The sequence below is a fragment of the Mycobacterium sp. E1386 genome (genome assembly GCF_001672745.1).
Taxonomy (GTDB): domain Bacteria; phylum Actinomycetota; class Actinomycetes; order Mycobacteriales; family Mycobacteriaceae; genus Mycobacterium.
On the sequence record NZ_LZKH01000153.1, the window covers coordinates 1 to 633 of the forward strand.

Here is a 633-nt window from a genome sequence, read left to right on the forward strand (position 1 = left end):
GGCTCTGGCACCCACGCCGGCGCCGGACCCCGATACGGATTCCGGCCCACCGTCATGGCCCGACCCCCCTTCGCCGGATAACCACCGGTCGCTTTCGGCAGCGTAGAAACACGCTTTAGCGCGCGAAAAGTGCCGCGCTAAAGCGTGTTTCGCGTTGGGCCCCGCGGACCGCCGCGCGGCGGAGGCCTTGCCCCACCGCGCCGTCGGCCCCTGCTCCGGCCGACGCCGCTGGGGTCCCTTTATCTGCGACCGGATTTTTTGTCCCGCGCCCGGTGTGATCCGCCCCGGCTCCGCGGGATCACTGGTCGGCCGAGATAGGGCCGACGCACCGTTCCCCCAGGTAGCGGGCGGCCCGGGCCCGCGGGCGTCCGCCGGCCCGTCTTTGCGTGCATTCCCCGCTGCCCGCTGCAAAGGGGTGCCGTCCTCGCCGACCGACCCGTCACGGGCAGCGAGGAGATGGCGCGGCGCTCTAGCCTTCGCAAGCAAGCGCATCGCTTGAAAGCAGCCATCCAGAACACTCGCAAGGGAAACACATGGTTCGAGCCGGGGGGTTCGTAGGTGTTTGACTTCGGGGCGTTACCGCCGGAGGTTAATTCCGGTCGGATGTATGCGGGTCCGGGTTCGGGGCCGTTG

Annotated in this window: 1 protein-coding gene and 1 pseudogene; both read left to right on the forward strand. The window is 69.5% G+C overall.

Annotated features, from left to right (window positions below):
* A pseudogene (locus A5709_RS27565) lies at positions 1-81 on the forward strand (hypothetical protein); the annotation flags it as partial.
* Positions 82-558: 477 nt separating this feature from the next.
* A partial coding sequence (locus A5709_RS28145; protein WP_156622491.1) for a PPE domain-containing protein occupies positions 559-633 on the forward strand: 75 nt, incomplete at its 3' end.